Genomic DNA, 20733 nt, shown 5'->3' with positions numbered 1-20733 from the left:
TCAGACTTTCCCCGCGAATTTATCGGTCGCGTAGATCAGGCGGTCGAGGATGCCCGGTTCGGAATAGGCGTGGCCTGCCCCTTCGATGATCGAGAACTCGGCTTCCGGCCAGGCCTTGTGCAATTGCCAGGCATATTTCGCCGGGCACGGCATGTCGTAGCGGCCGTGCACGATGAGCCCGGGAATGCCCTTGAGTTTGTGCGCATCGCGCAGCAACTGCCCCTCCTCCAGCCAGCCGGCGTTGACGAAAAAATGGTTTTCGATGCGCGCGAAGGCGTGGGCGTAGTCTTCATCGGCGAAGGGATCGCTGGTCGCCGGCTCCGGCAGAAGCGTGATCGTCTCGCCTTCCCACAGGCTCCAGGCCTTGGCGGCGGCGATGCGCGTCGCCTTGTCGTCGCTCGTCAAGCGGCGATGATAGGCGAGCATCATCTCATGGCGCTCCCCGGGCGGGATGGGGGCGAGAAAGCGCTCCCACTTGTCCGGAAACATTTCCGAGACGCCGAACTGGTAGTACCAGTCGAGTTCACCCTTGGTCAGCATATAGATGCCGCGCACGACGAGTTCGGAGATGCGCTCCGGGTATTTTTCCGCATAGGCGAGCGCCAGCGTCGAACCCCAGGAGCCGCCGAAGACCAGCCACTTTTCCGCACCCGCCATCACGCGCAGCCGCTCGATATCGGCGACGAGGTGCCAGGTCGTGTTGGCCTCCAGTTCCGCGTGCGGCGTGGACTTGCCGCAGCCGCGCTGGTCGAACAGCGTCACGTCGTAGAGCGCCGGATCGAACAGCCGGCGATGGTTGGGCGAGATCGTGCCGCCGGGGCCACCATGCAGGAAGACCGCGGGCTTTGCACCCGGCGTGCCGGCCCGCTCCCAGTAGATGACGTGCCCGTCACCGACATCAAGATGGCCGGAGGCATAGGGTACGATTTCGGGATAGAGGGTACGCAAGGCTTCACTCATAATTTCAATCCGTGGGCAGGCCAGTTTTCGGTTTCGTGGTCGGGGTGCTGGAAGGAGATGATCTGCTCCTGCTGGCTGTAATAGTTCGGGTCGTCATGCACGGGGGTTGCGAAAATCGTCTCGACCCAGGGCAGGCGCGAGCCGTAATTGACCTGGACCTGCGGCGCGAGATCGCTGCGATCGTCAAAGGCGCCGATGGCGATTTCCAGCCCGCCGGGATGTTTGTAGGCCAGCGGCGTGCCGCAATGCCTGCAGAAGCCGCGGGCTATGTTGATGGAAGACTGGAAATAGGTCGGCTCCTCGCGCGTCCACTCCGTCTCGCCCTTGGCGGTGACCAGCGGGCCGAAGAAGCCGCCGAACTGTTTTTGGCACATGCGGCAATGGCAGATCGACGGACGGCCAAGTTCTCCCTTGATGCGGAAACGGACGGCACCGCACTGGCAGCCTCCGGTACGAACGGTCTCGGTCATGTCTATTCCTCCGGCGGCCAGTGATCGGTGTCGTAGTCGGGATGCTGTCGGCTCGAGTCGCGGATCGTGAGGTGGCGCTCCGCCCCACCCTCGCCCTCGTTGCTTTCGCTTTCGGCGAGTTTCGGCAGCTGGGAAAACCACACGACGCGCGATTCGACGCCGGATTGCGCGATCGGGCGCACGTCATCCGGGTCGTCGAGCGAACCGAGTGTCACGTTGATATGGGCCGAGGCGAGGCCGTCATAGAACAGCGGTGTGCCACAATCCCGGCAGAAGCCGCGGCGCACGATCTCGGATGACTGGAACCAGCCGGGCTCGCCGCGTGTCATCGAAAAACGCTCCCGCGACGCATTGGCGAGCGGCAGGAAATAGTTGCCCGCCGCCTTCTGGCACATGCGGCAGTGGCACAGATGCGGATCGCCGAGCGTGCCCTCGACACGGTAGCGCACCGCGCCGCACTGGCAGCCGCCGGTATAGATGCGCGAAATGCTCATGGCTTGCGCTCCGGCGGCCAGGCGTCGGTGTCGTGGTCGGGGTGCTGGTAGGAGACGAGGTCGGCGAGGAAGGACGCGGCATCCTGATCCGCCATCGTGTCCTCGCCCGGCAGGTCATGGACCGTATCCACATAGGGCAGCTTCGCCTCGATGCCCCACTGGATGCGCGGGGCGATCTCGGCCGGATCGTCGAACGACGCGATGGTGAGCGCCACGCCGTCCGGTGCCTCATAGGTCAGCGGCGTGCCGCAATCGGCGCAGAAGCCGCGATAACCATGGTTCGACGACTGGAACCGCTTCGGCTCGCCGCGCGTCCAGGTGAGCTTCGCGGCCCGGACGGAAACCAGCGGTAGGTAAAAATTGCCGCTCGCCTTCTGGCACATGCGGCAATGACAGACCGACGCCTCCCCGAGCGCACCTTCGACATGGAAGCGCACAGAGCCGCACTGGCATCCGCCGGTGTAGAAGGGTGTGGTCACCTCTTCACCTCCCACGTCGTCACGCGCTCGCCGGTCTCGGGGTCCTTGCCGTCCTTGAGTTGGACGCCCTTCGCGGCGAGGTCGTCGCGGATCCTGTCGGCCTCGGCGAAGTTCTTCGCCTTCAGCATTTCGAGACGAAGCTGGATGATCGAATCGATGCTTTCCTCCAGCGCCTTGGACACCTCGGCCTTCTTCGGCGCGATGCCGAGAAGCTCGGCGCTGGCGGCGAAGACGGGGAGCATCAGCGGATCGCTGTTGGCGCATTGGGCAAGCGCGTGCAGCGCCTGCACCGCAGCGACGGTGTTGAGGTCGTCACGCAGTGGCGCCAGCACGCTTTCATCCACGCGGCCGTCGGCCGGGTTTCCGCCGGCCGGCCACTTGGCGAGGAGGCGCTCGGCCTCCTCCAGACGCTTCACGCTGAAGTCGATCGGCTCGCGGTAGTGCGTCATCAGCATGGCAAGACGCAGCACCTCGCCCGGCCATTTGCGGCCGCCGAACTTTTCTTCGTCCAGCAGTTCCGAGATCGTGAAGAAGTTGCCCTCGGACTTGGACATCTTGCGGCCTTCGACCTGCAGGAAGCCGTTGTGCATCCAGACATTCGACATGACCTTGGTGCCATGCGCGCAACGCGACTGGGCGATCTCGTTCTCGTGATGCGGGAAGATCAGGTCGAGCCCGCCGCCGTGAATGTCGAAGGTCTCGCCGAGATAGGCGGCAGCCATGGCCGAGCACTCGATATGCCAGCCCGGGCGGCCGCGGCCCCACGGAGAGTCCCAGCCGGGCTCTTCCGGCGAGGAGAGCTTCCACAGCACGAAATCGCCGGGGCTCTTCTTATGCGCGTCGACCGCGACACGGGCGCCGGCCTGCTGCTCATCAAGGTTGCGTTTCGACAGGTCGCCGTAGTCGGCCATGGAATGCGTGTCGAACAGCACCTCGCCGCCCGCCTGGTAGGCATGACCGCGCTCGATAAGCCGTTCGATCAGGGTGACCATGTCCGACTTGCCGTCTTCGCGCGGCTGCACGAATTCGGTGGCGCGCGGCTCGTGCGTCGGCAGCATGGCGCCGAGCGCTTCGATATCGGCATGGAACTGGTTCGCCGTCTTCTCCGTCACACGCCGGATCGCGGCGTTGAGCGACAGTGTGCCGCTCGCGATCTCACCGCCGAAATCGCGCAACGCCCGGGCGTTGATCTTGTCGTCGACGTCCGTGATGTTGCGGGCATAGGTGACGTGGTTTTCGCCATAGACATGGCGGAGCAGCCGGAACAGCACGTCAAAGACGATGACCGGGCGGGCATTGCCGATATGGGCGAAGTCATAGACCGTCGGGCCGCAGACATACATGCGCACGTTGTCTGGATCGATGGGCGCAAAGGGCTCCTTCGACCGCGTGAGCGTGTTGTACAGCGTCAGGACCGGTTTTTCGGCCATAGAAATCTCCCAAAAGGCGTAAACCCGGCTGGCCGGGTCGTTGTCATCCAGGGATTTTGGGGGACGAAAACGGCCGGGCCAGCGCGTGCGCTAGCGAATAATGCTCCGGCGGATGCAGAGTACCGTTTTCATGGCCTGCTTTATCGCGCCATGCACGCGTCCGGTCAAGCGGGCGAATGGCTTTCCCGACGAAAATCCTTTGCGCTTCCGCCTGTTACCGCGGTGACACGGCGCCCTCTGTCCGCATGAGAGAAAGGAGCCATCGAACCGGCCCGGAAGCGCCGGAAAACCAGGGGAACGCCATGAGGAATACGAAATGCGAGGATGCCAAGACATGTGAAAATTCCGAACGCTGCGAGGAGCGGCCGCCGTCCGGCGAGAAGCAGGAAAACCCGTTCAGCCTGCGCGCCATCATCACCGCCTTCCTTCAGGGGCGCGTGCGCCAGACGCCGCGCAAATGAATGTTATCAGCAGTCACAATTGTTGATCGCAAAAACCCGCCCTTTTCGACCATTCGCCGCAGAGCGATCAAGATTTGAGCAGAATTTGGCCGAACAGGTCCCGTAAATGCATAGGTCATTGGGGCAGCGACCAGGGGAAGTTCGAATGGGCCGCCCGATGAAAGACACTTCAGGAGAGTGACAATGTCTACCGCACGCACTGAAACAGTGCAGAATACCGAAGCCAAAGAGAACCTTCAGAAGCGCTACAAGCCGCTCGGCCTGCGCGCCGTCGTGGCGGCCACGCAGTGCAAGCCTGAACAGAAGCCCAAGGACAAGCGCCGCGGGCATGACATTCCGGCCGTGCTTCAGCCGCTCTACGACTGAGCCGCTTCGAGGCAGCAGGACTTTTTGATCCTAGAATAGCGAAAGCTGATCTGACGGTGGGGGCGCTTGTGCGCCCTTTTTCGTTTCCGGCGGCATTTCCTCGACCGGAAGCAGGATATCCGGCCCCATATTGGCGACCTTGTTGACGCTGTCGGACACCGGGATCGCCTCGAAGAAGCCGTCGTCGATCGGCTTCATGAGATCCACGACGTCCCGCGGCTCCTGGGTCTTGCAATCGAGCCAGCGTGAAAAGTCTTCTGGACGGATGACGACCGGCATGCGGTCGTGAACGCGGGCGACGTCGTTGTTCGCGGCCGTCGTCAGGATCGCGCCGGTATCGACTTCCGAACCGTCGGCCGAGGACCAGGTTTCCATGAGGCCGGCAAAGGCAACGACCTCGCCCTTCTTCGGGCGGATAAAGTAGGCCTGCGACTTCGCCCCTTTCTCCGCCGGCCGGCGCCATTCGAAAAAGCCGGAGGCAGGCATAAGAATGCGACGGTGGCGCATGGCGGCGCGGAACGAGGCCTTGTCGATCGCCGTTTCGGCGCGGGCATTGATGAGCAGAGGAAAATCGCGCGGATCCTTCACCCAGCCCGGCATGAAGCCCCAGCGCACCAACATCGCCTTGCGCTCCGGCAGGTTGCTGCCGGGCTCGTGCTTGTCGCTGGCGACGACGATCAGCACCGGTTGCGTCGGCGCGATATTGTAGCGCGGCGGCGGGTCCTCCATGTTCACGACATTGAGGAACTCGCGCATGAGATCGGCCTTGGCCAGCAATGCAAATCGTCCACACATGGCGTCGTCATCGCACTTTGCCTATAAGGGGTCAATGAAGCGCAAGCGAACCGGACCGCGATGAAGAAATCGAAGAAACCCCAGCCCGCCTCCTCCGCCATCATCGAGCGCGACGGGCGCTATCTGCTCGTGCTGCGCAGCAAGCCGCCATCGGACGCCATGTACGCTTTTCCCGGCGGACGCGGCGAAGACGGCGAGACACCGGCCGAAACGGCGCTGCGCGAACTCCATGAGGAAACCGGCATTCGCGCCGAAAAACCCATGCTTTTTGCGACCTATGACCTGCCCGGCCATGAAGACGGCCCCGGCAGCCCGTCCTTCTTTCTCTCCGTCTTCAAGGTGAAGGCCGACGAGACGGCGGTCGCCGTCGCCTCAGACGATGCGGCAAGCGTTGGCTGGTATTCGGCAGAGGAGATCCAAAACCTGCCCGCGCCCGACAGCGTGCGCGAATGCATCAGCCGGCTGGAAGCCGAGCGGGCGAAGCGGAGTGCATGACGGTGATTCGCCTTGTTCTCCTCCTCAGTCTTCTCCTCGCAGCGCCGGCTTTCGCCCAGCAGACGGCCGGTGACAAAGCCAAGGAAACGCCGAGCGCTGCCCCCGTCGAGGAAAAGCCCACGCCCTATGACGAGCGGCTGGAGCGGCTTTCCGAAATCATCGGCGCGGTCCACTACTTGCGCAATCTGTGCATGGACAAGGCGGAGGACAATTGGCGGGCATCCGTGCAACGGCTGATCGACATGGAAGCGGCAAACGAGCCGAAGCGGCAGGAAAAACTGACCGCCGCCTTTAATCGTGGATACCGTTCCTTTGCCGCCATCTATACCGCTTGCACCGACTCGGCGGTTGTCGCAGAAGAGAGATACCGTAACGAAGGTGCAACACTTGCCACAGAAATTACCGCGCGATTTGGAAATTAGCGGTTAATTAACCTCTTTCTTCAGCAGCCAGTGCCGTTTTGGGAAAAGGCTGCTAAGGTCGTTAACAGTCGAGTAAGAACTGAATGCCGCGCATGGACCGATCAATGGAACCTACTCTCAACGATATCGACGAGATGATCGTACACGAGAAGATGCAGGCCGCTCTGGAATACCAGAACGAAGCCTGGGCGGACGGCATGGCGGACGGTATTGAACCGGAAATCATCGCCGACGCGGCCATCGCGCTCGCCTTGCGCGAGACGATTCGCACGCAGGGCGAACGCGGTGCGGAAGCCATGCTTGATTCGCTGCGCGATCGCATGCTGGCCGGAGAATTCTCCCCCGAGCGCATCCTGCAATAGAGCAATTCCAGCGGAATTGCGTTTAAAATGCTCCAAGCTGGGAAGACAGGTCATGCAGATGTCGGCTGACGGCAAAAAGCTGTTTTACAGCGGCCTCATCGTATTGTCGGTGCTTTCTGGAACGACGGCGCTGACCGCGATCGCGCGCCCGGCTTTTGCCCTCAGCGAGTTGAAGGACGAACAGGGGCAGGTGCCGCAGAAGCCCGCCGAAGGGGAAAAAGCGCCCCCCGTCGAGACCGAGGAAAAAGAAGAGACCGGCCCGCTCGAACTCCCCATGCCCGACCCGCTGATTCGCCGGAACCAGGCGGTGACCGAGCCGGCGGACAATGACCCCGCCATCGACGACAAGACCGTCGAAGAGCCGGATGTGCCGGCCGAGTTGATATACGACATCAGCAAGGCGCCGGAACCCGTGCGCCGCATGCGCGAATTGATCGTCGAGGCTGCCGCCTCCGGCGATATCGAGCGCCTGCGCCCCCTGCTCGGCAAGGGCATGACCGAGACGCAGGTCTCGATAGTCGAGACCGAGGAGGGCCCGGTCGAGACGCTCAAGGGTCAGTCCGGCGATCCGGAAGGCATCGAGGTGCTGGCAATCCTGCTCGACGTGCTGGCGACCGGCTTTGCCCATGTCGGCGCGGGCACGCCGGAGGAAATGTATGTCTGGCCCTATTTCACCGAAAAGCCCCTCGCCGGCCTGACGCCGCCGGAAAAGGTGGAGCTGCTGCGCATCGTGACGGCCGGCGATTTTGCCGAAATGCAGGAATTCGGCAGCTATAATTTCTATCGCGTCGGCATCACGCCGGACGGCCAGTGGAAATTCTTTGTCACCGGCGAGTGAGCCTATAGTACGCCCAGCCACGCATGATCCGGATGGGCCTTTGCGATTGCGGCTTTCAGCCAGTGCCGTTGCGCCCCGTCGAGCTTCGGCAGCGCGAGTGCGAAATCGGCCTCGTCCTTCTCCCGCTGGTATTTAGCCTTGAAAAGCAGGATCGCCTCCGGCGCGAGGTAGGGAATGCCATCGCTGCTGGTCCACACCATCTCGCTGCGTAAACGCCGGATCGAGGCATCGCGCTTGTAGACCCAGATATCCGGCGTGCCGTCATCCATCATCATATCGACACGCCAGCGGCGCGCTGCAACATCCTCGCACCAGACCTGTGCGATCTCGGCAGGCGGCAGCGCCTCTGCAGCAAGCCGCTCGACATGGCCATCGCCCACCGCATGGAAACGCAGCCCCGACAGGGCCGTGCGAAATAGCGGAAAGTCATCGCGCAGGATGGTGAATTCCAGATCCTCATGCGGCCGCGTCTCGACGCCATGCCAGAGATCCAAAGCCCAGCCGCCGACGACGCACCACGGCCGCGCGCTACCGGCAAGCCGGCGCGCGAGTTCCACCGGATGCCAGGCGGACCAGGCGTCATGTGGCAGGGGCGCTGGTGTCATGATGTCTCTGCCTCGCTCTGGTGGAGCTCCCTTCATAACCATCCCAGGGCTCCGGACAAGAGATCAGGGCAGATGACCAACAGGGCACCGGTCGCTGTGGCAAGAGCGCCGTGACCTTGCGAAAGCGGCCCGGCCATTCTACTTCTGTCTCAACGGGTGCGATGGTGCACCGCCTGCCGCCGGCTGGCGCCGGTGCGCGAAAAATCTGGATCGAATCATGCCTTCCGTCACGCTTTCCGGCCGCGCCTTTCTCCGCCTTTCCGGCAAGGATGCCGAGACCTTCCTGCAAGCACTCATCACCACCAACCTGCCCGACCTGCCCGACGGCGAGGTCCGCCCCGGCGCGCTGCTGACGCCACAGGGAAAGATCCTGTTCGATTTCCTGATCCGCCGCGACGGCGCGGACGCCTTGCTGATCGAGACGACCGAAGACCAGCGGGATGCGCTTTTGAAGCGGCTCACCATGTACAAGCTGCGCGCCGCGGTCGATCTCGCCATCGTCGGCGATGGCAACGCGACGATCGCCTGGGACGACGTTGAAGCCGATGCACCGCGCGACGCCCGGTTCGCCGGGGCCGGCCGCGATGTCTCGCGCCGCCCGGGCGCCGGCGGCAGCGACGATCCGACACTTTTCGACACGCTGCGCATCAGCGCCGGCATTGTGGAATCTGGCCGCGACTATGCGCTTTCCGATGCCTTCCCGCACGATATCATCCTGGATCTCACCGGCGGCCTCTCCTTCCGTAAGGGCTGCTATGTCGGGCAGGAGGTTGTCTCCCGCATGCAGCATCGCGGCACCGCCCGTCGCCGGCCCGTCATCGTCAAGGGTGATGTCGCCCTTCCCGAAACCGGCACCGAACTTTTCGCCGGCGGCAAGCCGATCGGCACGCTCGGCAGCGTCTCCGGCGCGCTCGGCCTTGCCATCGTGCGAATCGACCGCGCGGCCGACGCCATGCAGAGCGGTACGCCGATCACCGCCGACGGTGCGCCCGTGACCCTCGAACTCCCCGCCTGGACCGGCCTTGCCTTCCCGCAAGAGGCTTCGGAGGTGCCGGCGCAATGAGCGGAGCGACGCGCGTGAAGAAAGAGCCGCGCGCCTGGCAGCGCATGCTGTCCGGCCGCCGCCTCGACCTGCTCAATCCCTCGCCGCTCGACATAGAATTGTCCGACATCGCGCATGGTCTCGCCCGCGTCGCGCGCTGGAACGGCCAGACCAACGGCGACCATGCCTTTTCCGTGGCGCAGCATTCGCTTGTCGTGGAAACGATCTTCCGCCAGCAGAACCGCTGCGATGCCGGCGAATGCCTGATTGCGCTGCTGCACGATGCGCCGGAATATGTCATCGGCGACATGATTTCACCGTTCAAGGCCGTTGTCGGCGGCGGCTACAAGACGGTGGAAAAACGGTTGGAGGCAGCCGTGCATTTGCGCTTCGGCCTGCCATCGACGACGCCAGCCGCGCTGAAGGCAAAGATCAAGAAGGCCGATCAGGTCGCCGCCTTCTTCGAGGCAACAGAACTGGCCGGCTTTTCCCATGCTGAGGCTGTCAAATTCTTCGGCGCGCCACGCGGCATAACGCTCGATATGATCGACGTTGCGCCCCTTCCCGCCATCGAGGCGCAGCGCCGTTTTGTCGAGCGCTTCGAAGCCCTGGACCGTGGGCGCGGCCCTCTCGCCGCGACGGTGTGACGATGGACATGATCGTCGTCGCGCCGCTTGGAAAAATCGCCGAACTTGCCGTCCGCCATCGCTGTCGCGAAATGCTGAGCCTCGTCGCTCCGAAGCAGGGCTTTCATCGGCCGGCCGTTATCGCCGCCGAGCGTCACATGATCCTTGGCGTCAACGACATTGCCTTTGCCGGCACGGGAAATCTCGTCGCGCCTGGCGAGGAGCATGTCACCGCGATCGTCGGCTTTGCCCGCGGCTGGGATCGGCAGGCACCGCTGCTCGTCCATTGCATGATGGGGGTCTCCCGTTCGCCGGCCGCAGCCCTGCTCGCCGCGCTGGCCGTTGAGCCGGATCAGGACGAGCATGAACTGGCACAGCGCCTGCGCCGCGCCTCCGTTCAGGCGACGCCGAATGCGCGGCTGATCGAGATCGGCGACCATGTGCTTTCCCGCGGCGGCCGGCTGATTGCCGCCGTCAAGGCGATCGGCCGTGGTGCAAACTATGTCGGCGACAGCCCGTTCACCTTCTCGGTCGTGCCGGAGGCGGTCGTGCGATGACGGAAACCAGCGCTCGCCCCCCGGTCGAAATCGGCCTCAATGCGGCAGTCGTCGCGATTTCCGGTCGCAGCCCCTGCATCCTTGCGATCGGCCGTGACGGCACGGATGGTCGCGACGCCCTGCCCTTCGGCCCCTTCGACCCGCAGCAGCACCGCACCTTCGAGACGAGCCTGCGCGCAAGCGTGGAGGCGCAGACGGCGCTGAAGCTCGGCTATATCGAGCAGCTTTACACATTCGGCGACCGCGGCCGCCAGAAACTGCCGGACGAAGCCGGCACGCACATGGTCTCGGTCGGTTATCTCGCGCTCACCCGCACCGACGCCGAGGCGAACGAACGGTTGGCCGAAGCCGGCGCGGCGTGGCGCGACTGGTACACGTATCTTCCCTGGGAGGACTGGCGGCAGGGGCGGCCTGCGGTCATCGACCAGTTGATCCTGCCCGCCTTGAAAAGGTGGGTCGCGGATGGGAACCTTGAACAGCGCGTGGCGACCACGCCCCTGCCGTTCACACGCATCCGCCTTGCCTTCGGCCTCGATGATTTCCCCTGGGATGAAGAACGCGTGCTGGAACGGTATGAATTGCTCTACGAGGCTGGCCTTGCCGAAGAGGCCGTGACGGACGGCCGTGCCCAATCGTGCGGTACGTCCCCCGGCATTGCCATGCGGCACGACCACCGCCGCATTCTCGCGACCGCCATGGCGCGCCTGCGCGGCAAGATCAAATACCGCCCGGTGATCTTCGAATTGATGGCCCCGGAATTCACGTTGACCGAGTTGCAGGCGACCGTGGAGGCGATCTCCGGCCGGCATCTGCACAAGCAGAACTTCCGCCGCCTGGTGGAGGGCGCCGAACTCGTCGAGCCCACCGGCTGCTCCACCGCCGCCACGGGCGGCCGCCCCGCCGCCCTCTTCCGCTTCCGGCGCCGGATTTTCGAAGAGCGCCCGGCCCCCGGCCTCAAGGTCGGCATGCGCTAAACCGGTTGCCTGTGCCTATTCGATCACCGCGCAGGCGAGCCGATCGCCTGCGCCGCCCGCCGGATTGGTGCGATAATCATCCGAACCGGCGTGAACGATCAGCGCGCGACCGCGGATCCCGCGCTCGGCATCGTCGAGGCGCACCATGGTGGTGTAGATCTGCGCGCGCATCACGCCGTCTTCCGAAACATACTGGTTTGGCAGGTCACCGGCATGCGGCCCGGTTGCGGACGCAAAGCCGTGGTCCTTCTTATCCGGATTGAAGTGGCCGCCGGCCGATTTGTGGCCATCGGCATGATCGCAGGTGCCGGTCTCATGGACGTGCAGCGCCACCCATTTGCGCGGCGTCAGGCCGGAAACCTCCACCTCGAACAGGACGCCGTCATTTCCGGCGGTCAGGTGCGCGCGGCCGGTTTCCTTGCCGGACTGGTCCACGAAATTGGCCTGCGCCGTGTTCTTCGCCTGCTGGGCGAAAGCGGGCGCGCCGAGTGCCGCAAAGGTGCCCGCCGCGGCGGCGAGCGCAACGATCTTCAACATGATGCGTCCTTCCGATTGATTTCCTACGGAGCGGGAACGCATCGTGCCGTGGCGTGTTCCGCCCGATCAGCTCACAACGACGTCAAGGCCGATGTCGAGCGTCGGCGCGGCCATGGTGATCTTGGAGGTCGAAATATAGTCGACACCCGTTTCGGCAATGGCGCGGATCGTCTTCAGGTTCACATTGCCCGAGGCTTCAAGCTTCACGCGACGCGGATCGGCGGCATAGGTCGCGTCGGTCAGGCCGGCGCAATCGCGGTTGATCTCAACGGCACGACGCAGCAGCTCCGGCCCCATATTGTCGAGCAGGATGACGTCCGGCTGTGCCTCCAGCGCCTCCTCCAGCTCTTCCAGCGTCGTCACCTCGACCTCGACCTTGACGAGGTGGCCGGCAAAGGCGCGGGCGGCGCGGATAGCACCGGCAACCCCATGGGAGACCGCGATGTGGTTGTCCTTGATCAGGATCGCATCATCGAGGCCATAACGATGCGACGAGCCGCCGCCCATGCGGACGGCATATTTCTCCAGCGCCCGCAGGCCCGGAATGGTCTTGCGCGTGCAGCAGACCTTCGCCGCCGTATGCGCGATCTCGTCAGCAAACCGTGCCGTGTGCGTGGCGACACCGCAGAGATGCATGAGGAAATTGAGTGCCACGCGCTCGGCCGAAAGCACGGCGCGGGCCGGCCCGGAAACCCGGGCGATCACCGCGCCGGGAGCAAGCCTGTCACCATCCTTCACAAAGGCCTCGAAGTGGATCGCGGGATCCATCAGCCGGAAAGCCGCACGGGCAAGATCGAGTCCCGCAACGACGCCATCCTCGCGCGCATTCAATTCCGCCCTCGCCACGACATCCGGCGCAATCGTCGCCTGGCTGGTGATGTCACCCGCCCGGCCGAGATCTTCCGACAAAGCGGCACGCACCTGATCCTCCACCATCAGCGGCGAGAGGACGGGAAGATAGGGGGTGGTCATGGGCTTATCCTGCTTCGTTGTTTGATCGCGATGGCGCCGTTACGCCGCCGCCGTTTCCGAAAGCTCCGCAACCACCTTTTCCGCCTCTGCAAGCGTGAGGAAGGTGCGGTGCTTCCAGTTTGCCTTCTGCTCGGGGAAATCGGAGCGGAAATGGCCGCCGCGGCTTTCTTCACGCAGATAGGCACCGGTCGTGATGAGTTTTGCCGTGGTGACGATGTTGTGGAAGCGCATGCGGCTGTTTTCGCGCTCCAGCGTCGCGATCTCGCGGATCGCCGCCCTGAGACCGTCACGGGTGCGGATGACGCCGACATGATCGCTCATGATGCGGCGCAGGCGCGTCAGCGCCGGGCTGTCCTCGATGGTCACGAGGTCATCGCTTTCGCCGGCGTTCTTGCCCCAATCGTTGATCTTCGGCTCCGGCAGCATGCCCTTGATGTTTTCCGCGATGCGCGCGGCGAAGACGACGGCTTCGAGCAGCGAGTTCGAGGCGAGGCGATTTGCGCCGTGCACGCCGGTCGAGGTGACCTCGCCTGCCGCCCACAGGCCATCGATCGAGGTGCGACCCTCCGCATCCGTCAGAACGCCGCCCATGTGGTAGTGCACGGCGGGTACGACGGGGATCGGCTGCGTCACCGGGTCGATGCCGGCGGCCTTGCAGGAGGCGTAGACCGTCGGGAACATGTCGGGGAAATGGCTGCCCACCGCCTTGGTGCAATCGAGGAACGCACCGCGACCGGCCTGGACTTCGGCGAAGACGCCGCGGGAGACGATGTCGCGCGGGGCGAGTTCGGCGTCCTCGTGTATATCCAGCATGAAGCGGTGGCCGGCGGAATTGATGAGATGGGCGCCATCGCCGCGCAAGGCCTCGGTGGCGAGCGGTGCGGGGTCGCGGCCGATATTGATGGCGGTCGGGTGGAACTGCACGAATTCCGGGTCGGCGATGATGGCGCCGGCGCGCGCCGCCATGCCGACGCCCTGGCCGCAGGCTTCCCACGGGTTTGTCGTCACCGCAAAAAGATGGCCGACGCCGCCCGAGCACAGCACCACGGCACGCGCCGGGAAATGCACGCGGTTCTTCGCCTGGCCGGCATCCGGCCGCGCCACGACACCCGAGATGAATCGGCCCTCGCGCACCAGCTCCTCGACGACATAGCCTTCCAGCACGCGGATCGACGGCGTGTTGCGCACGGCGGCGATGAGCGCCTCCATGATGGCCTTGCCGGCCATGTCTCCCTTGACGCGCACGATGCGGCGCTCGGAATGGGCGGCCTCGCGGGAGAGCATGAGCTTGCCTTCAAGATCGCGATCGAAGGGCACGCCATAATCGAGCAGGTCATGGATGCGCGCCGGGCCTTCGGAGACCATGAAGCGCGCCATCTTCTCATCGACGATGCCGGCGCCGGCTTCCAGCGTGTCGGCGACGTGTTTGTCGAAGGTATCGCCGGGGCTCATCGCCGCGGCAATGCCGCCCTGCGCCCAGGCGGAGGACGCTCCCTGCCCGATCGGCGCCGCGGCGAGAATGGTAACGGGACGCGGCGCGAGTTTGAGCGCGCAGAACAGGCCGGCAAGGCCGCCACCGACGATGACGATGTCATCGATGCCGTTCCAGGATTGCGGGCGGAAACTATCAATGGGCATGTCTTACTCCTCCGACGCGCCGCTCAGTCTCCCTGCCGAGAGACTGGCCGTGGGGCATTGAGGCCCCTCCTCCAGATGGAGGGCGGCCTACTGCTTCAGGTTCACCATCCGCTCGACGGCGAGGCGGGCGCGATCGGCGATTGCCGGGTCGACCAGAACCTCTTCCGTCATGTTCACCAGGCTGTCGAGGATCTTCGGCAGCGTGATGCGCTTCATGTGCGGACAGAGATTGCACGGCTTGATGAAATCGACACCCGGCAGCTCCGCCTGGATGTTGGAGGCCATCGAGCATTCGGTGACGAGCAGCACGCGCGAAGGGCGGTTGTTCTTCACGTAGTTGATCATGCCCGAAGTGGAGCCTGCGAAATCGCAGACGGCGATGACGTCCGGGTGGCATTCCGGATGGCCGATGATCTCGATGCCGGGATGAGCTTCCTTGTAGGACAGCAGTTCGGCCGCCGTGAAGCGCTCATGCACCTCGCAATGGCCCTTCCAGGTCAGGATCTTCTTGTTGGTCTGCTTGGCGACGTTCATCGCCAGATATTCGTCGGGAATGCAGAGCACGGTGTCGCTCTCCAGGCTCTCGATGACGGCGAGCACGTTGGACGAGGTGCAGCAGATGTCCGTCTCCGCCTTCACGTCTGCCGACGTGTTGACGTAGGTCACCACAGGCACGCCCGGGTAACGCTGTTTCAGCAGGCGAACGTCCTCACCGGTAATCGATTCCGACAGCGAGCAGCCGGCGCGCGAATCCGGGATGAGCACGGTCTTCTCCGGGTTCAGCAGCTTCGAGGTCTCGGCCATGAAGTGCACGCCGCATTGGATGATGATCTCGGCGTCGACCTTGCCCGCGTCGCGGGCAAGCTGCAGCGAATCGCCGACGATATCGGCGACGCAGTGGAAGATTTCCGGTGTCTGGTAATTGTGCGCGAGAATGACCGCGCCGCGCTCGCGCTTCAGCCGGTTGATGGCGGCGATATAGGGCGCATAGACCGGCCATTCGAAGGCGGGGATGAACTGCTTCACCTTCTCGTAAAGGTGCTCGGTCTCGCGGGCGATTTCCGGCGTGAAGGTGAGGTCCGGCTTTTCAAGCACACCGAAGCGCTCCGCAGCGGTCAGCGGACGAACGACTTCGGCTCCTGCCGCATTCCGGGCCAGAGTGGTCATGAAACCCTCCCTTTCCGCCGCCTTCCCGCGGCCTCGCCATTTTGCTCAATCTGAGCATAACGGCTGTAAAACAAAACCGGCATGGGCCGATGGTTCAGATTTAGAAACTTTTATGACGGTTTGCAAGAAGCGCCGCCCGAATTCCTTTCGGGCGGCGGCATCATTTTTTCAGGCCGTTGCCGGGCGCAGGACGCTTTTTTCCTCGATCGGCCAATGCACGATCGCGGCAAAGATGCCGAGCGCCACGCCGAGCCACCACACCGGATCATAGGTGCCGAAATGGTCGTAGAGGTAGCCGCCCATCCAGACGCCGAGGAACGAGCCGACCTGGTGCGACAGGAAGACGATGCCGCCGAGCAGGCCGAGATGCTTGGTGCCAAACATGATGGCGACCAGCGCATTGGTCGGCGGCACGGTGGAGAGCCAGAGCAAGCCCATGACGATGGCGAAGATGATGACCGAAGCCGGCGACTTCGGCAGGAGGATGAAGGCCGACACCGCCACCGAGCGGGCGATGTAAATATAGGCCAGGAAATACGGTTTCGAATAGCGCTGGCCGATGACGCCGGCGGCAAGCGAGCCGATGATGTTGAAGAAGCCGATGAGCGCCAGCGCAATCACCGCATAACGCGCATCGATGCCGAGATCGCCGAGATAGGCGGGGAAATGCGCGGTGATGAAGGCGACCTGGTAGCCGCAGACGAAGAAGCCGGCGACGAGGAGCAAGTAGCTGCGATGGCCGAGCGCTTCCTTCAGCGCCTCGCCGATCGTCTGCTTGTATTCCGTGGCAGACGTAATGCCGGAGGAGGAATTGCCGCGCAGCGGAATGGCGATCAGCGGCACGAGCAGCATCAGGATGCCGAGATAGACGAGGCTGTCCGACCAGCCATAGGCGCTGATCAGGCCCTGCGACAGGGGGGCAAACAGGAACATGCCGGCGGAACCCGCCGCCGTGCAGATGCCAAAGGCCATGGAGCGCTGCTCGGGCGTGACGTTACGCGCGAAGGCGGACAGCAGGATGCCGAAGGAACCGGAACCGACGCCGAGGCCGACCAGCACGCCGCCGCCGATATGCAGCCAGAGCGTCGAGGTGCCGAGCGACATCAGGAAGAGCCCGAGCGCATAGACGAGGCCGGAGACCAGCAGCACGCGCCAGGTGCCGAACTTGTCGGCGATGGCGCCGAAGAACGGCTGGCTGACACCCCAGGCGAGGTTCTGGAACGCCATGGCGAGGCCGAACGTGGTGCGGTCCCAGCCGGTATCCTGCAACATGGGCAACTGGAAAAAACCCATCGCCGAGCGTGGGCCGAAGGTCAGCACGGCGATCAGCGAGCCGGCAATGATGATGGGCCAGGGCATGGGCCGGCTTGCGGCGGGGGCCGCAGCGATGGATGGGGCGGGCATAGGCTTCTCCGAAATATGGATCCGAAACCTATGTCCAGCCATGAATTAACAAAAGCGAATTTAATTGACCGAGCGATCAGCCGGATTGATGAAACAATCCGATTCCGCCGATGGCCCGATGTGCTTGACGCGAATGCATTTTGGGCGCATGTGCACCGCAGGTGTCACAGGACGCCAATGGAACCCGGATAAGATCAATGGACCCCGACAGTCGACTATCGAGAGCGATCGAGCGACCTTTCCGGTAAAAGGCTACGGCCTGCTCCGGATGGCGAGAATGCCCTCAGAGGAGCGAAACATGCTGCAAATCTATGCCCGCAAGGCTGACCGCTTTTGCCTGCGCGAAATTTCCAACCCCGCCATCGAGCAGGCGATCGCCCCTGCCCTCTGGTATGATCTGCTCACCCCGACCGTCGAGGAAGTGAAGGCCGTTGAGGCGGCCCTGCACATTTCCATGCCGACGCGCGAGGAGATGGAGGACATCGAATTGTCCGCCCGCCTCTATCAGGAGGACGGCGCGGCCTTCATGACGATGACCGCACTCACCAATCTCGACGGCGACGAGCCGGCCAAGACGCCGGTGACCTTCATCCTGCGCGGACCGACGCTGGTGACGGTGCGCCATGCGGAGGCAAAACCCTTCGTCACCTTCTGCAACCGCGCGCTGCGCGGCAACGGCCATTCCTACGAGACCGGCGAAGACGTCATGCTCGGCGTCATCGAAGCTGTGATCGATCGCATGGCGGACGTGCTGGAACGGCTCGGCAACGAGATCGACGGCATTTCGCGCGAGGTTTTCCGCAGCAAGAAGGGGCCGTCCCGCAAGAAGACGCGGGACCTCGAAGCGCTGATCGAACAGCTCGGCCGCAAGGGCGATTTTTTGAGCGGCGTGCGCGAAAGCCTCGTCAGCATCTCGCGCCTCGTCGCCTATCACGCTGCGCTGGAAACCCCGACACGCCGGCCTTCCAAGGAAATCCGGCAGGTCGTCAAGCTCGTGCAGCGTGATGCCGTCTCGCTCGGCGACCACGCCGCGTTCCTGTCAGGCAAGATCAACTTCCTGCTCGACGCGACGCTCGGCCTGATCAATCTCGAGCAGAACCAGATCATCAAGATCTTCACCGTCGCCTCGGTGATCTTCCTGCCGCCAACGCTGGTCGCGTCAGCCTACGGCATGAATTTCGAGCTGATGCCGGAACTGCAATGGCACTTCGGCTACCCCTACGCGGTCGGCCTGATGATCGTCTCCGCGCTGATCCCGTTCCTCTATTTCAAACGGCGCGGCTGGGTTTAGCGCCTTAAAGAGCATGTCCTGCGTGTCAGGGTCGATTACAGCCAGTTTTCGACTCTGACACCCGGCATACGGACAAATTCCCGCAGATTGTTGGTGACGACGATCAACCCCTCGCTGCGGGCGTGGCCACAGATCTGCATGTCGTGGGGACCGCAGGGCGTGCCCGCTCGTTCCAGTTCGGCACGAACCTGGCCGTAATGTGCCGCAGCCTTGTCGGCAAACGGCAGGATCTCCAGCCGCGCCACGAAGTGCTCGATCGCCACAAGGTTTTCAGCGCGGCGGGCGGACTTCTCTGCGCCGTAGTGCAGTTCTCCAAGCGTAATGCTCGATATGCAGAGCTGCTCGGCGAGCGCGTTGAATTTTTCGCGCACCGCCGGCGGGTAGGTCTTCATCACGTAGATGCAGATGTTGGTGTCGAGCATATAGGTCAGCATCAGAAGGCGTCGCGCTCTTCCGCTGCTGGCTGCTCCCGTTCGCTCATGAAATCGTCGCTGACGCGCGGCCCATTCAGGAAGAGGTCGTCCCACCTCTGGCCCTGCGGAACGATAACGCGGCTGCGGCCGATCTTGAGGACGTCAACCAGATGCACATCTTCCGGAAAGGCCACGGCCTTGGGAAGCCGCACGGCCTGGCTGCGATTGCTGGTGAAAACGGTCGAATTGGCCATGCGCCCTCTCCCTGTGATATCCCATTGGGATATACATAGGAGCCGGAGGCGAAAAACGCAAGAATAGACGCCCTCTGGAAGTTAAGCCCTGATCTTCATCGGCCAACGCTCGGTGCGCGTCTTCGTCACGCGCACCGCATCGCCGAGCCGGATTTCGCCTTCACCGCGCGGCACGGCGTTCCAGCCGAAGAGCACGCCGGGCACGCGGCGGTCGCCGGACATGCGCTTTTCGGCGAGGCCCTGGATGGGGTTGCCGCCGATGCGTTCGCCGGTCAGCTGGTCCTGCGTGGTCATGACGCAGCGGGCGCAGGGTTTGACGAAGTCGAAGACGATGCCGTTGATCTCGATCGCCTCCCAAAGATCTTCCGCCCAGGGCTCATCGCAGGTGACGAGAATGTTGGTGCGGAAGCGGTCCATGCCGACGGGCTCCTGGCCCTTGGCGGCGAGCGTCCTGTTGAGATCGGCGAGCGAGCCGGTCGTGGTGACGAGGACGGGAAAACCATCGGCAAAACCGACCGGCGCCGGCTCGCCTGCCCAGTCCTCGCCCTCGGCACGCTTGGCCGCCGCATCCATGTGCACGAGTTTGACGGGACGAACGAACCATTCAGAGAGCGTCTCGTTAATGGCCTCGTCGGCGACGGCAGCACTCACCGGGCTGTCCCAGATGGTCACGTCGAGGCGGTCGTCCGGCTCGAAGCTGGCAAAGAGCTGGCGGCCCTCCATTTCGAGATGCAGGCTCTCCCCCACCGCCGTCGCCTCGACGCGGGCAAGCGCCTGGAGTTCGCGCTGGGTGATGAAGCGGCCGTCGGGCTCGACGATCATGTAGCGCCGGTCGCCGGCAAGACCGTCGAGGCGGACGCTCGCGCTTTCGACCGGTATTGCGCGGCCGCTCTTCAGCGGATGGATGTTGAGGCCTTCGACCTTCATTGCAGCGACCTTTCCTGAAATTTCGATTCAACACGCTGCCGAACCGATTCAATCCGGCGGAACAAAAGCATGTTTTTCTTCAGATTTCATCCAGCAGCATATCGCGGATCGCCCGCAGGCGCTGCGTGCGCTCCCCGGCCATGCGCGCGCCTGTCGCCGTCTGGAAGCCATCCGCCAGCTTGAACAGCTTCACTTCGAAATGATCGATGGCGAAGGCCTTGTCGTCGAGCGGGCGGTTTTCGGCAAGCGGATCCATGGGATCGTACAGACCGCTGCCCATGCGTCCGGCAATGTAGAAGCAGCGTGCAGCGCCCACCATGCCGATGGCATCGAGCCGGTCGGCATCCTGCACGATCTTCGCTTCCAGCGTTTCCGGCGCGATGTTGGCGGAAAAACTGTGCGTGAGGATGGCGTGGGCGACGGCTGCCACGTCCGCCTCGCTCCAGCCTTCGGCGGCCAGCAGGCCGGAGGCCTTTTCGGCGGCGAGGCGCGAGGCCTCGGCCCGGTGCGGCGAGTTCTTTTCGACCGCCACGCAATCATGCAGCAGCACGGCGGCCGCGAGCAGACGCAGGTCGCCGCCCTCCTCGGCCTGGATGCGGCGGGCGTTCTTCCACACGCGGATGAGATGGGCGGCATCGTGCGAGCCGTCATCGGGGGCAAAGGCCTGTGGCAGAAGGCGTTCGGCAAGGCCCCCGAGAGGCTGGAAGGCGGCGGCGAGGCAGGTGAAGGACATGGGCAATCCAGATGTGGTTGC

27 protein-coding genes are annotated in these 20733 nt (G+C 63.8%); 11 read left to right on the top strand and 16 right to left on the bottom strand.

Annotation, left to right across the window (positions count from 1 at the left end; all coding sequences use genetic code 11):
• From pip to cysS, 5 genes are read right to left on the bottom strand one after another with little or no spacing between them, the layout of a single operon-like run.
• A complete protein-coding gene (gene pip, locus ACT6VE_RS05775; RefSeq protein WP_444797656.1) occupies positions 1 to 960 on the bottom strand; it encodes a prolyl aminopeptidase in 960 nt (319 codons plus the stop codon).
• Positions 957 to 1430 carry a GFA family protein gene (locus ACT6VE_RS05770; protein ID WP_444797655.1) on the bottom strand — a complete coding sequence of 158 codons (474 nt, stop codon included), beginning with the start codon at positions 1428 to 1430 and terminating at the stop codon, positions 957 to 959. The genes pip and ACT6VE_RS05770 overlap by 4 nt, the downstream gene beginning before the upstream one ends.
• A 2-nt stretch (positions 1431 to 1432) precedes the next feature.
• On the bottom strand, positions 1433 to 1924 hold the full coding sequence (locus ACT6VE_RS05765; protein ID WP_444797654.1) for a GFA family protein: 492 nt from the start codon (positions 1922 to 1924) through the stop codon (positions 1433 to 1435).
• Positions 1921 to 2403 (bottom strand): GFA family protein, encoded by a 483-nt coding sequence (locus tag ACT6VE_RS05760; RefSeq protein ID WP_444797653.1) that lies wholly within the window; start codon positions 2401 to 2403, stop codon positions 1921 to 1923. Before ACT6VE_RS05760 ends, ACT6VE_RS05765 begins: the two co-directional genes overlap by 4 nt.
• Positions 2400 to 3833, bottom strand: a complete 1434-nt coding sequence (gene cysS, locus ACT6VE_RS05755) for a cysteine--tRNA ligase (protein WP_444797652.1) — start codon at positions 3831 to 3833, stop codon at positions 2400 to 2402. Before cysS ends, ACT6VE_RS05760 begins: the two co-directional genes overlap by 4 nt.
• A 302-nt stretch (positions 3834 to 4135) precedes the next feature.
• Here cysS and ACT6VE_RS05750 point away from each other — a divergent pair, with 302 nt between their 5' ends.
• Both ACT6VE_RS05750 and ACT6VE_RS05745 read left to right on the top strand, forming a co-directional pair.
• Complete coding sequence (locus ACT6VE_RS05750) at positions 4136 to 4294, top strand: hypothetical protein (protein WP_444797651.1); 159 nt, start codon at positions 4136 to 4138, stop codon at positions 4292 to 4294.
• A gap of 183 nt (positions 4295 to 4477) precedes the next feature.
• Positions 4478 to 4660 carry a hypothetical protein gene (locus ACT6VE_RS05745; RefSeq protein WP_069059298.1) on the top strand — a complete coding sequence of 61 codons (183 nt, stop codon included), beginning with the start codon at positions 4478 to 4480 and terminating at the stop codon, positions 4658 to 4660.
• Positions 4661 to 4690: 30 nt separating this feature from the next.
• Here ACT6VE_RS05745 and ACT6VE_RS05740 read toward each other — a convergent pair whose 3' ends face one another.
• Entirely contained in the window at positions 4691 to 5455 is a 765-nt protein-coding gene (locus tag ACT6VE_RS05740; protein ID WP_444797650.1) for an SOS response-associated peptidase, read from the bottom strand.
• Between the two features lie 60 nt (positions 5456 to 5515).
• On the opposite strand from ACT6VE_RS05740, the gene ACT6VE_RS05735 reads away from it, so the two are divergent.
• From ACT6VE_RS05735 to ACT6VE_RS05720, 4 genes are all read left to right on the top strand, one after another.
• Positions 5516 to 5950, top strand: a complete 435-nt coding sequence (locus ACT6VE_RS05735; protein WP_069059300.1) for an NUDIX domain-containing protein — start codon at positions 5516 to 5518, stop codon at positions 5948 to 5950.
• On the top strand, positions 5947 to 6372 hold the full coding sequence (locus ACT6VE_RS05730; protein WP_444797649.1) for a TIGR02301 family protein: 426 nt from the start codon (positions 5947 to 5949) through the stop codon (positions 6370 to 6372). The genes ACT6VE_RS05735 and ACT6VE_RS05730 overlap by 4 nt, the downstream gene beginning before the upstream one ends.
• Before the next feature lie 92 nt (positions 6373 to 6464).
• A complete protein-coding gene (locus ACT6VE_RS05725) occupies positions 6465 to 6734 on the top strand; it encodes a hypothetical protein (RefSeq protein ID WP_150129906.1) in 270 nt (89 codons plus the stop codon).
• Between the two features lie 52 nt (positions 6735 to 6786).
• Positions 6787 to 7572: a hypothetical protein gene (locus ACT6VE_RS05720; protein WP_444797648.1), complete on the top strand. Its 786-nt coding sequence runs from the start codon at positions 6787 to 6789 to the stop codon at positions 7570 to 7572.
• A 2-nt stretch (positions 7573 to 7574) separates the two neighbouring features.
• Here ACT6VE_RS05720 and ACT6VE_RS05715 read toward each other — a convergent pair whose 3' ends face one another.
• Positions 7575 to 8177, bottom strand: coding sequence for a nucleotidyltransferase domain-containing protein (locus ACT6VE_RS05715; RefSeq protein WP_444797647.1), 603 nt, complete (start codon positions 8175 to 8177; stop codon positions 7575 to 7577).
• Between the two features lie 217 nt (positions 8178 to 8394).
• Here ACT6VE_RS05715 and ygfZ point away from each other — a divergent pair, with 217 nt between their 5' ends.
• The 4 genes from ygfZ to ACT6VE_RS05695 are packed head-to-tail and all read left to right on the top strand — an operon-like array spanning position 8395 to position 11376.
• Positions 8395 to 9240, top strand: coding sequence for a CAF17-like 4Fe-4S cluster assembly/insertion protein YgfZ (ygfZ, locus tag ACT6VE_RS05710; RefSeq protein WP_444797646.1), 846 nt, complete (start codon positions 8395 to 8397; stop codon positions 9238 to 9240).
• The gene (locus tag ACT6VE_RS05705; protein ID WP_444797645.1) at positions 9237 to 9866 is read left to right on the top strand and encodes a YfbR-like 5'-deoxynucleotidase; all 630 of its coding nucleotides are present in this window, start codon (positions 9237 to 9239) and stop codon (positions 9864 to 9866) included. Before ygfZ ends, ACT6VE_RS05705 begins: the two co-directional genes overlap by 4 nt.
• 2 nt (positions 9867 to 9868) lie before the next feature.
• Positions 9869 to 10402, top strand: a complete 534-nt coding sequence (locus ACT6VE_RS05700; RefSeq protein WP_444797644.1) for a tyrosine phosphatase family protein — start codon at positions 9869 to 9871, stop codon at positions 10400 to 10402.
• Positions 10399 to 11376, top strand: a complete 978-nt coding sequence (locus ACT6VE_RS05695) for an NUDIX hydrolase (RefSeq protein WP_444797643.1) — start codon at positions 10399 to 10401, stop codon at positions 11374 to 11376. The genes ACT6VE_RS05700 and ACT6VE_RS05695 overlap by 4 nt, the downstream gene beginning before the upstream one ends.
• A 15-nt stretch (positions 11377 to 11391) precedes the next feature.
• On the opposite strand, the gene ACT6VE_RS05690 is transcribed toward ACT6VE_RS05695, so the two are convergent.
• The 5 genes from ACT6VE_RS05690 to ACT6VE_RS05670 form a co-directional block, all read right to left on the bottom strand.
• Positions 11392 to 11913 carry a superoxide dismutase family protein gene (locus tag ACT6VE_RS05690; protein WP_444797642.1) on the bottom strand — a complete coding sequence of 174 codons (522 nt, stop codon included), beginning with the start codon at positions 11911 to 11913 and terminating at the stop codon, positions 11392 to 11394.
• Between the two features lie 66 nt (positions 11914 to 11979).
• A complete protein-coding gene (nadC, locus tag ACT6VE_RS05685) occupies positions 11980 to 12885 on the bottom strand; it encodes a carboxylating nicotinate-nucleotide diphosphorylase (protein ID WP_444797641.1) in 906 nt (301 codons plus the stop codon).
• Between the two features lie 39 nt (positions 12886 to 12924).
• Complete coding sequence (locus ACT6VE_RS05680; RefSeq protein ID WP_444797640.1) at positions 12925 to 14523, bottom strand: L-aspartate oxidase; 1599 nt, start codon at positions 14521 to 14523, stop codon at positions 12925 to 12927.
• An 87-nt stretch (positions 14524 to 14610) separates the two neighbouring features.
• Complete coding sequence (gene nadA, locus ACT6VE_RS05675; protein WP_444797639.1) at positions 14611 to 15690, bottom strand: quinolinate synthase NadA; 1080 nt, start codon at positions 15688 to 15690, stop codon at positions 14611 to 14613.
• A gap of 168 nt (positions 15691 to 15858) precedes the next feature.
• Positions 15859 to 17094 (bottom strand): MFS transporter, encoded by a 1236-nt coding sequence (locus ACT6VE_RS05670; RefSeq protein ID WP_444797638.1) that lies wholly within the window; start codon positions 17092 to 17094, stop codon positions 15859 to 15861.
• A 298-nt stretch (positions 17095 to 17392) separates the two neighbouring features.
• Between ACT6VE_RS05670 and ACT6VE_RS05665 the strand changes: the two genes are divergently transcribed.
• Entirely contained in the window at positions 17393 to 18385 is a 993-nt protein-coding gene (locus ACT6VE_RS05665; protein ID WP_444797637.1) for a magnesium transporter CorA family protein, read from the top strand.
• Positions 18386 to 18420: 35 nt separating this feature from the next.
• On the opposite strand, the gene vapC is transcribed toward ACT6VE_RS05665, so the two are convergent.
• From vapC to ACT6VE_RS05645, 4 genes are all read right to left on the bottom strand, one after another.
• On the bottom strand, positions 18421 to 18819 hold the full coding sequence (gene vapC, locus ACT6VE_RS05660; RefSeq protein ID WP_444797636.1) for a type II toxin-antitoxin system tRNA(fMet)-specific endonuclease VapC: 399 nt from the start codon (positions 18817 to 18819) through the stop codon (positions 18421 to 18423).
• Positions 18819 to 19052: a type II toxin-antitoxin system VapB family antitoxin gene (gene vapB / locus ACT6VE_RS05655; protein WP_444797635.1), complete on the bottom strand. Its 234-nt coding sequence runs from the start codon at positions 19050 to 19052 to the stop codon at positions 18819 to 18821. The genes vapC and vapB overlap by 1 nt, the downstream gene beginning before the upstream one ends.
• 81 nt (positions 19053 to 19133) lie before the next feature.
• Complete coding sequence (locus ACT6VE_RS05650; RefSeq protein ID WP_444797634.1) at positions 19134 to 19979, bottom strand: MOSC domain-containing protein; 846 nt, start codon at positions 19977 to 19979, stop codon at positions 19134 to 19136.
• A gap of 79 nt (positions 19980 to 20058) precedes the next feature.
• Positions 20059 to 20712 carry an HD domain-containing protein gene (locus tag ACT6VE_RS05645; protein WP_444797633.1) on the bottom strand — a complete coding sequence of 218 codons (654 nt, stop codon included), beginning with the start codon at positions 20710 to 20712 and terminating at the stop codon, positions 20059 to 20061.
• Positions 20713 to 20733: the final 21 nt, after the last annotated feature.

It is taken from the genome of Shinella sp. (genome assembly GCF_052438155.1).
In the GTDB taxonomy this organism is placed as follows: Bacteria; Pseudomonadota; Alphaproteobacteria; order Rhizobiales; family Rhizobiaceae; genus Shinella.
This window is presented reverse-complemented; position numbering and strand designations above follow the sequence as displayed.

Coding starts and splice junctions, on each gene's coding strand:
- pip (WP_444797656.1), bottom strand. CDS start 960: ATGAGTGAAGCCTTGCGTACCCTCTATCCCGAAATCGTACCCTATGCC.
- ACT6VE_RS05770 (WP_444797655.1), bottom strand. CDS start 1,430: ATGACCGAGACCGTTCGTACCGGAGGCTGCCAGTGCGGTGCCGTCCGT.
- ACT6VE_RS05765 (WP_444797654.1), bottom strand. CDS start 1,924: ATGAGCATTTCGCGCATCTATACCGGCGGCTGCCAGTGCGGCGCGGTG.
- cysS (WP_444797652.1), bottom strand. CDS start 3,833: ATGGCCGAAAAACCGGTCCTGACGCTGTACAACACGCTCACGCGGTCG.
- ACT6VE_RS05750 (WP_444797651.1), top strand. CDS start 4,136: ATGAGGAATACGAAATGCGAGGATGCCAAGACATGTGAAAATTCCGAA.
- ACT6VE_RS05745 (WP_069059298.1), top strand. CDS start 4,478: ATGTCTACCGCACGCACTGAAACAGTGCAGAATACCGAAGCCAAAGAG.
- ACT6VE_RS05740 (WP_444797650.1), bottom strand. CDS start 5,455: ATGTGTGGACGATTTGCATTGCTGGCCAAGGCCGATCTCATGCGCGAG.
- ACT6VE_RS05735 (WP_069059300.1), top strand. CDS start 5,516: ATGAAGAAATCGAAGAAACCCCAGCCCGCCTCCTCCGCCATCATCGAG.
- ACT6VE_RS05730 (WP_444797649.1), top strand. CDS start 5,947: ATGACGGTGATTCGCCTTGTTCTCCTCCTCAGTCTTCTCCTCGCAGCG.
- ACT6VE_RS05725 (WP_150129906.1), top strand. CDS start 6,465: ATGGACCGATCAATGGAACCTACTCTCAACGATATCGACGAGATGATC.
- ACT6VE_RS05720 (WP_444797648.1), top strand. CDS start 6,787: ATGCAGATGTCGGCTGACGGCAAAAAGCTGTTTTACAGCGGCCTCATC.
- ACT6VE_RS05715 (WP_444797647.1), bottom strand. CDS start 8,177: ATGACACCAGCGCCCCTGCCACATGACGCCTGGTCCGCCTGGCATCCG.
- ygfZ (WP_444797646.1), top strand. CDS start 8,395: ATGCCTTCCGTCACGCTTTCCGGCCGCGCCTTTCTCCGCCTTTCCGGC.
- ACT6VE_RS05705 (WP_444797645.1), top strand. CDS start 9,237: ATGAGCGGAGCGACGCGCGTGAAGAAAGAGCCGCGCGCCTGGCAGCGC.
- ACT6VE_RS05700 (WP_444797644.1), top strand. CDS start 9,869: ATGGACATGATCGTCGTCGCGCCGCTTGGAAAAATCGCCGAACTTGCC.
- ACT6VE_RS05695 (WP_444797643.1), top strand. CDS start 10,399: ATGACGGAAACCAGCGCTCGCCCCCCGGTCGAAATCGGCCTCAATGCG.
- ACT6VE_RS05690 (WP_444797642.1), bottom strand. CDS start 11,913: ATGTTGAAGATCGTTGCGCTCGCCGCCGCGGCGGGCACCTTTGCGGCA.
- nadC (WP_444797641.1), bottom strand. CDS start 12,885: ATGACCACCCCCTATCTTCCCGTCCTCTCGCCGCTGATGGTGGAGGAT.
- ACT6VE_RS05680 (WP_444797640.1), bottom strand. CDS start 14,523: ATGCCCATTGATAGTTTCCGCCCGCAATCCTGGAACGGCATCGATGAC.
- nadA (WP_444797639.1), bottom strand. CDS start 15,690: ATGACCACTCTGGCCCGGAATGCGGCAGGAGCCGAAGTCGTTCGTCCG.
- ACT6VE_RS05670 (WP_444797638.1), bottom strand. CDS start 17,094: ATGCCCGCCCCATCCATCGCTGCGGCCCCCGCCGCAAGCCGGCCCATG.
- ACT6VE_RS05665 (WP_444797637.1), top strand. CDS start 17,393: ATGCTGCAAATCTATGCCCGCAAGGCTGACCGCTTTTGCCTGCGCGAA.
- vapC (WP_444797636.1), bottom strand. CDS start 18,819: ATGCTGACCTATATGCTCGACACCAACATCTGCATCTACGTGATGAAG.
- vapB (WP_444797635.1), bottom strand. CDS start 19,052: ATGGCCAATTCGACCGTTTTCACCAGCAATCGCAGCCAGGCCGTGCGG.
- ACT6VE_RS05650 (WP_444797634.1), bottom strand. CDS start 19,979: ATGAAGGTCGAAGGCCTCAACATCCATCCGCTGAAGAGCGGCCGCGCA.
- ACT6VE_RS05645 (WP_444797633.1), bottom strand. CDS start 20,712: ATGTCCTTCACCTGCCTCGCCGCCGCCTTCCAGCCTCTCGGGGGCCTT.